Source organism: Vibrio sp. 10N.222.52.C12 (assembly GCF_041474215.1).
GTDB classification, from domain to species: Bacteria; Pseudomonadota; Gammaproteobacteria; order Enterobacterales; family Vibrionaceae; genus Vibrio; species Vibrio crassostreae_C.
Map to the genome: position 1 here is coordinate 83,141 of NZ_JBFRTR010000045.1, position 6,444 is coordinate 89,584.

A 6,444-nucleotide genomic window follows, 5' to 3' on the forward strand; every position below is an offset into this window, starting at 1 on the left:
CTATGATGATGGACATACTGATGTACTTGTTTGAAACCTACATCCATAGCGATTCTGAATTGCAGGTGGATCAAGACGAACTGGAAGATGAACTTCTGCGAGCAGGGTTTCACCAAGATGATATTTATAAGGCCCTCCATTGGTTAGAAGATCTTGCGGCACTGCAAGATACCGATAACCAAGCGGCGATTACTATGTGCTCTAATACCTCGATGCGTGTTTATACCAGTCGAGAGATTTCACGTATTAATATGGAGTGTCGAGGTTTCCTACTATTCCTAGAGCAGATCAACGTGCTCACGACAGAGATTCGTGAAATGGTGATTGATCGTGTGATGGGGCTTGAGACAAACGAATTTGAATTGGATGATCTGAAATGGATTATCTTAATGGTGCTATTTAATGTGCCGGGTAATGAAAGTGCTTACACGCAAATGGAAGAGCTGTTGTACACCAAAGAGCAAGGTATCTTGCATTAATACAGGCTTGTCATGAGTAGTAAGATTGATAATCAGCTTTTTTCAGCACATGAACATGCATTAGAGCATGAACCATGTCCACAGTGCGGTGGAGAGCTTCAGCTTCGCCATGGTAAGCACGGCCCATTTTTAGGCTGTAAGCAGTATCCGAGCTGTGATTACATCAAGCCTCTTCATCAAAATGATGGTCATGTGGTGAAAGAGCTGGGCGTTCCGTGTCCTAAATGCCAAAACGAATTGGTATTAAGGCAAGGTCGCTTTGGGATGTTCATTGGCTGTAGCAGTTATCCAGAGTGTAATCACATCGAATCTTTGGACCAACCGAAAGAACAACCTGAAGAGCAGCCACTTGTTGCCTGCCCTGAGTGTGGTCGAGGCCACTTGGTTGAGCGTAAATCTCGCTATGGCAAAACCTTCTATGCGTGTGATAACTACCCTAAGTGTAAGTTCGCCGTTAATCAGCCACCTGTTATAGGTCGTTGTGAACAGTGCCAGTTCCCGTTGTTACTTGAGAAGAAAACAGCCAGTGGTACCAAGAAGCAATGCGCTGATCGCAAGTGTCACCACATTCAATCTCAATAACTCGATATTATAGACACAAAAAAACGGCGCTCACTGAGCGCCGTTTTTGTATCCAATAAACTTTTTATATCAATAAGCCAATGTAGGCTTACTTCATCTGCTCAGCAAACTCATGCACAGCAGGGTAGGCTTGCTTATCAAGAATCTCAGCCAATGAGCACAAAGCTCTTTGTAATTCTGCGTTGTAGTCAGCGCTCACGTTAATGTGACCCATCTTGCGACCTGCACGCTTTTCTTTGCCATACCAATGAACATGACAACCACCTTGAGCAAGAATAGCCTCAGGAAGAGTATCTTCGCCAAGAATGTTGATCATTGCGGTTGGACGAATCAGTTTAGTGCTACCTAGTGGCATGCCACACACTGCACGTAGGTGGTTTTCAAACTGACAAGTCTCTGCGCCTTGTTGCGTCCAGTGGCCCGAGTTATGAACACGTGGTGCAATCTCATTAACAAGCAGTGAACCTTGAACATCAAAGAACTCAAGTGCTAGCACGCCAACGTAATCTAAACGCTCAGCAATGGCAGTGAACATGGCTTTAGCTTGCTCTTGCAGTTCAATGTCATCAATCGCTGTCGATAAGCTCAACACGCCGTCGGTGTGAACATTCTCAGCCAGTGGATACACTTGAACCTCGCCATTGGTATCACGAGCACCAACCAGTGATACTTCGCGGTCAAACGGAACAAACTCTTCAGCCACAATCGCTTGGTTGTCGGTCGCGGTAATGCACTCAGCCATTTCTGCCCAAGTCGCGTCAACATTGTCTAATGTCTTTAAGCGCCATTGGCCCTTGCCGTCGTAGCCGCCAAGTGTGCTCTTCAACACCATTGGTAAGCCAACGTGAGCAATTGCAGCGTCAAAGTCTTCGCGAGAGTTAACCACGTAGTACTTAGCATTCTTCACGTTCGCTTCGTCTAACAGGGCTTTTTCAAGACGACGGTCACCGCCAGCTTTGATTGCTTCTGTTGTCGGTAAGAACTTACCGCTGCGCTCACACACCTCAAGTACATCGTGAGGAATATGTTCGAATTCAGCAGTAATGACGTCCGCACGCTCAATCGCATTTTCTAAGCCGTTACCTAGAATCGCTTGCGTTAATGGGTGAACAATATTTTTGCTGCCAACATCAAAAGCAGAAATTTCAATATTCAGCGGTGCCCCAGCTAGGGACATCATGCGAGCAAGTTGGCCCGCGCCTAACACAAGAACATGCATGGAAATTAGTCCTCTGCAGGGTTTGGATTAGCCAAAACCGTTTCTGTTTGCTCAGAACGGAATGCTTCTACTTTTGCCATTACTTCTTCATTGTGTGTACCAATGATTTGAGCCGCTAGGATGCCTGCATTGGCAGCGCCAGCTTCACCGATAGCCAAAGTACCTACCGCGATACCTTTTGGCATCTGCACGATAGAAAGCAGAGAGTCCATGCCTTTCAGTGCTTTAGACTGAACTGGAACACCCAGAACTGGTACGCTTGTGAAAGCAGCAGCCATGCCCGGAAGGTGCGCTGCACCGCCAGCACCAGCAATAATTACTTTAATACCGCGCTCTTTCGCACTGGTTGCGTAGTCTGCAAGCAACTGAGGTGTGCGGTGAGCAGAAACCACTTTTGTTTCGTACGCCACGCCAAACTGATCCAACATTTCTGCAGCTAGCTTCATTGTTGGCCAATCAGATTTAGAACCCATGATAATACCGACAGTCATCTCAAACTCCTTCAGGTACGATTTAATTAGTGATTAGATATTTTGCGCGCATTATACGGGTAAAATTACTTAAGGAAAACGTTTGCGTCAGTCTAAGTTGTTAATTGATACATTTTATAAACAAATAGCTTTAGTCACAGTGAATGATAATTTGTACACTTAGCGAGTTCGATAACTGACTTAATGAGGCAACCCGTGGATAACTTTCAACATACATTGCAGGCATTACAACAAGGTGAAGTCATTGCTTACCCGACCGAAGGCGTTTTTGGGGTTGGTTGTGATCCTGATAATCCACATGCCATCAAGAAATTACTCGAGTTAAAACAGCGTCCAGTTGAAAAGGGCTTGATCTTGATTGCTGCAAGTTACGAGCAGCTGCTTCCTTATATTGATGAAAGCCAGTTGACGGAAGAACAGTTGGTAACAGTGAAAGCGACATGGCCAGGTCCGGTCACTTGGATTATGCCAACCAGCAGCAAAGTTACTGACTGGGTCAGCGGCCAGTTTGATTCCATCGCGGTACGAGTGACGGATCACCCTTTGGTTCAAAGAATGTGTAATGAGTTCGGCAAGCCGTTAACCTCTACCAGTGCCAACCTGACTGGCGAGCCGCCTTGTATGACGACTGAAGAAGTTCAACAGCAACTGGGTCAACACTTAGTCGCGATTCTAGAAGGCCAAACGGGTGGCCGTGAGAAGCCAAGCGAAATTAGAGATGCAAAAACGTCGAAAATATTAAGACAGGGTTAAACCCTGCAAAGGAAGTAAGATGTCAGCAATTGATAAAGAAGCAGTAAAGCAGTTTTTACTGAGCCTACAAGATTCGATTTGCCAGCAGCTTGAGCAAGCTGATGGTGTAGCGTTGTTTGAAGAAGATGCATGGGAGCGAGAACCTGGCGATCGTCTAGGTGGCGGTGGTCGTACTCGCGTGATGACCAATGGTGCTTTATTTGAACAGGGTGGAGTTAACTTCTCTCACGTCGCTGGTAAAGCAATGCCTGCCTCTGCAACCGCTCACCGTCCTGAGTTAGCCGGACGTAAGTTTGAGGCGATGGGGGTTTCATTAGTTATCCACCCTAAAAACCCATATATCCCAACCTCACACGCGAACGTTCGATTCTTCATTGCGGAAAAAGAAGGGGAAGACCCGATTTGGTGGTTTGGTGGTGGTTTTGACTTAACGCCATTTTATCCTGTCGATGAAGATTGCCAATCTTGGCATCAAACTGCTAAAGATCTTTGTGCGCCGTTTGGTGATGATGTTTATCAAGAACACAAAGAGTGGTGTGATAAGTACTTCTATCTTCCTCACCGAGACGAAACACGTGGTGTTGGTGGTCTGTTCTTTGATGACTTAAATGAGTGGGGTTTCGATAAGAGCTTTGCTTATATGCAGGCTGTCGGTGAAGGTTTTGCTGCGGCGTACTTACCTATTGTCGAGCGTCGCAAAGATACACCTTATGGCGAACGTGAGCGTGACTTCCAACTATACCGTCGTGGCCGCTATGTTGAATTCAACCTAGTTTACGACCGTGGTACCTTATTTGGCCTGCAAAGCGGTGGGCGCACAGAGTCTATATTGATGTCGATGCCGCCGTTGGCTCGTTGGGAATATCGCTATGAACCGCAAGCGGGCTCACCAGAAGCTCTGCTTTATAGTGACTACCTCAAACCTCGAGTTTGGTAGTTCTTCCTTCCTTATAGGGATAGTGATAGGGTCATCTATATAGATGACCCTTTTTATTATTTCTGTTAGGTAAGGATATGACACAGCAAGTAGATCGTTATGCCGTTTTCGGTAATCCTATTGGGCAAAGCAAATCGCCATTCATTCACACATTATTTGCTCGCCAAACCAGCCAACAACTTACCTATACAGCATTACAGCCAGAGCACGGTCAATTTATCACTGCTGCCAAAACCTTTTTCAGCGAAGGTGGTCGAGGGTGCAATGTCACAGCGCCTTTTAAAGAAGATGCCTATCAGTTAGCCAATCGCCTAACTGAGAGAGCTGAACTAGCTGGTGCTGTAAATACCCTTAAGAAGTTAGATGATGGAGAGATCATTGGTGATAACACCGATGGTGAGGGCTTAGTTCAAGACCTGCTTCAACATCAAGTCACGCTAAAAGGAGCACGTGTTCTTCTTCTTGGCGCTGGTGGTGCTGCGAGAGGAGTGATTCAACCTCTTCTCGACCAAAAGCCACAACAGCTGGTGGTCGCTAATCGAACCAGCTCCAAGGCTGAACTTCTGGCTGAGATGTTTTCGTCGCATGGCAACATCAAGGGGATGGGGCTAAGTGATGTTAATGAAGGCTTTGATGTCATTATTAACTCTACCTCATCTGGTCTAAGCGGGCAGCTTCCTGAAGTGTCTGAGGTGATTTTCAATTCTACTAGCGCCGTTTATGACATGGTTTATGGATCTGGAACGACGGCATTCAATCAATGGGCATTAGATAATGGTGTTCATGCTGCTTATGATGGTTTGGGTATGCTAGTGGGGCAGGCAGCAGAAAGCTTTATGCTTTGGCGTGGTCTTCGTCCGGGAACAAAACAGATTTTAAGAGAATTACGTAAAAATCTAGAGATGTAATGGGGTGTTTATAAAAAATGAATCAATCAATTCTATTTCCTGATATCCAAGATTGGGATGAAGAGAGCCGAACAATCACGTTCCCAGCACAACAGTCGGGCGCATTGATTGAATGTGTCATGTCTATTGAGGAATTATCACGATTGGCAGGTAAAGATATAGAAGAAGGCGATCAAGCTTTAGTTATCTTTTCAGAGTTACGTTTCGATATTGAAGAGCTAGCGGAAGAGTTAATAGAAGAAGAGGAGTATGACTCCTCTAATCGGATTCAGATCAAAGCGCTTTAGACTGAAATTACAGAGTCTAGATAGTCATTTTTATTCTGAACGTAGTTGTCTGCAGACTTCTGTAGAAAGGCACGCTCTTTATCATTTAATGGGCGAGCTTGTTTTACTGGGCTTCCTACATAGAGGTAACCGCTTTCAAGTACCTTGTTTGGTGGCACTAAGCTACCAGCACCAATCATCACTTCTTTTTGGATAATCACGCCATCCAACACGATCGCTCCCATACCAACAAGTACACGATCCTCAATAGTGCAGCCATGCAGCATTACTTTATGCCCGATAGTGACATCATTACCTATTAAGAGAGGATAACCGTCAGGGTTTTCAGCATTCTTATGGGTGACGTGCAAGACACTACCATCTTGGATATTCGTTCTCTCTCCAATATGAATGTGGTTCACATCCCCTCGAGCTGCAACCAAAGGCCACACGCTAGAGTCGTTACCGATTTTGATATCACCAACCAGTACTGAACTGGTATCTATATAGACACCTTGCCCAATCTGAGGGGATATTCCTTTATAACTGCGTATTGAACTCATAAATCCTCCTTTATATAGGCACCTTAAGCCCTTAATTAAGAGGAATACTAGTGAAAATGGGGTGTTTTGAACAAAAAACGCTCGAACAATCAAAAAAGTAAGAAAAACTTCAAAAAGGGCTTGCCAGTGTGATCGAAATCTCTATAATGCCACCTCGCTGACACGGGATGGCTTCGTAAGAAACCAAAACGAATCAGCAGGTCAAATTAGCCAAGCTAAGCGCTTGAAAAAAGTTTTGAAAATAGT

Annotated in this window: 9 protein-coding genes; 6 read left to right on the top strand and 3 right to left on the bottom strand. The window is 45.2% G+C overall.

From position 1 onward, the window contains the following. Positions 1-2: 2 nt before the first annotated feature. Together AB4623_RS08730 and AB4623_RS08735 are read left to right on the top strand one after the other, a co-directional pair. Complete coding sequence (locus tag AB4623_RS08730) at positions 3-479, top strand: DUF494 family protein (protein WP_029235873.1); 477 nt, start codon at positions 3-5, stop codon at positions 477-479. Between the two features lie 12 nt (positions 480-491). Next, a complete protein-coding gene (locus tag AB4623_RS08735; RefSeq protein WP_017063003.1) occupies positions 492-1,061 on the top strand; it encodes a type I DNA topoisomerase in 570 nt (189 codons plus the stop codon). Positions 1,062-1,149: 88 nt separating this feature from the next. Here AB4623_RS08735 and AB4623_RS08740 read toward each other — a convergent pair whose 3' ends face one another. Together AB4623_RS08740 and purE are read right to left on the bottom strand one after the other, a co-directional pair. Continuing rightward, positions 1,150-2,280 carry a 5-(carboxyamino)imidazole ribonucleotide synthase gene (locus AB4623_RS08740; RefSeq protein ID WP_102321074.1) on the bottom strand — a complete coding sequence of 377 codons (1,131 nt, stop codon included), beginning with the start codon at positions 2,278-2,280 and terminating at the stop codon, positions 1,150-1,152. A 5-nt stretch (positions 2,281-2,285) separates the two neighbouring features. Continuing rightward, complete coding sequence (gene purE / locus AB4623_RS08745) at positions 2,286-2,771, bottom strand: 5-(carboxyamino)imidazole ribonucleotide mutase (protein WP_004735777.1); 486 nt, start codon at positions 2,769-2,771, stop codon at positions 2,286-2,288. Between the two features lie 195 nt (positions 2,772-2,966). On the opposite strand from purE, the gene AB4623_RS08750 reads away from it, so the two are divergent. From AB4623_RS08750 to AB4623_RS08765, 4 genes are all read left to right on the top strand, one after another. Then, positions 2,967-3,524 (top strand): L-threonylcarbamoyladenylate synthase, encoded by a 558-nt coding sequence (locus AB4623_RS08750; protein ID WP_017058767.1) that lies wholly within the window; start codon positions 2,967-2,969, stop codon positions 3,522-3,524. Positions 3,525-3,543: 19 nt separating this feature from the next. After that, complete coding sequence (gene hemF / locus AB4623_RS08755) at positions 3,544-4,461, top strand: oxygen-dependent coproporphyrinogen oxidase (protein ID WP_017069580.1); 918 nt, start codon at positions 3,544-3,546, stop codon at positions 4,459-4,461. 77 nt (positions 4,462-4,538) lie between these two features. Continuing rightward, positions 4,539-5,369: a shikimate dehydrogenase gene (aroE, locus tag AB4623_RS08760; protein ID WP_372146180.1), complete on the top strand. Its 831-nt coding sequence runs from the start codon at positions 4,539-4,541 to the stop codon at positions 5,367-5,369. Between the two features lie 17 nt (positions 5,370-5,386). Then, a complete protein-coding gene (locus AB4623_RS08765; protein WP_017058764.1) occupies positions 5,387-5,656 on the top strand; it encodes a DUF1488 domain-containing protein in 270 nt (89 codons plus the stop codon). On the opposite strand, the gene AB4623_RS08770 is transcribed toward AB4623_RS08765, so the two are convergent. Further along, on the bottom strand, positions 5,653-6,198 hold the full coding sequence (locus AB4623_RS08770) for a gamma carbonic anhydrase family protein (RefSeq protein WP_017058763.1): 546 nt from the start codon (positions 6,196-6,198) through the stop codon (positions 5,653-5,655). The two genes, AB4623_RS08765 and AB4623_RS08770, sit on opposite strands and share 4 nt — an antisense overlap. Between the last annotated feature and the right edge of the window lie 246 nt (positions 6,199-6,444).

Bases quoted from the DNA above. Each gene is read 5' to 3' on its own strand.
- hemF (WP_017069580.1), top strand. From the start codon at position 3,544: ATGTCAGCAATTGATAAAGAAGCAGTAAAGCAGTTTTTACTGAGCCTA.
- aroE (WP_372146180.1), top strand. From the start codon at position 4,539: ATGACACAGCAAGTAGATCGTTATGCCGTTTTCGGTAATCCTATTGGG.
- purE (WP_004735777.1), bottom strand. From the start codon at position 2,771: ATGACTGTCGGTATTATCATGGGTTCTAAATCTGATTGGCCAACAATG.
- AB4623_RS08770 (WP_017058763.1), bottom strand. From the start codon at position 6,198: ATGAGTTCAATACGCAGTTATAAAGGAATATCCCCTCAGATTGGGCAA.
- AB4623_RS08735 (WP_017063003.1), top strand. From the start codon at position 492: ATGAGTAGTAAGATTGATAATCAGCTTTTTTCAGCACATGAACATGCA.
- AB4623_RS08730 (WP_029235873.1), top strand. From the start codon at position 3: ATGATGATGGACATACTGATGTACTTGTTTGAAACCTACATCCATAGC.
- AB4623_RS08765 (WP_017058764.1), top strand. From the start codon at position 5,387: ATGAATCAATCAATTCTATTTCCTGATATCCAAGATTGGGATGAAGAG.
- AB4623_RS08740 (WP_102321074.1), bottom strand. From the start codon at position 2,280: ATGCATGTTCTTGTGTTAGGCGCGGGCCAACTTGCTCGCATGATGTCC.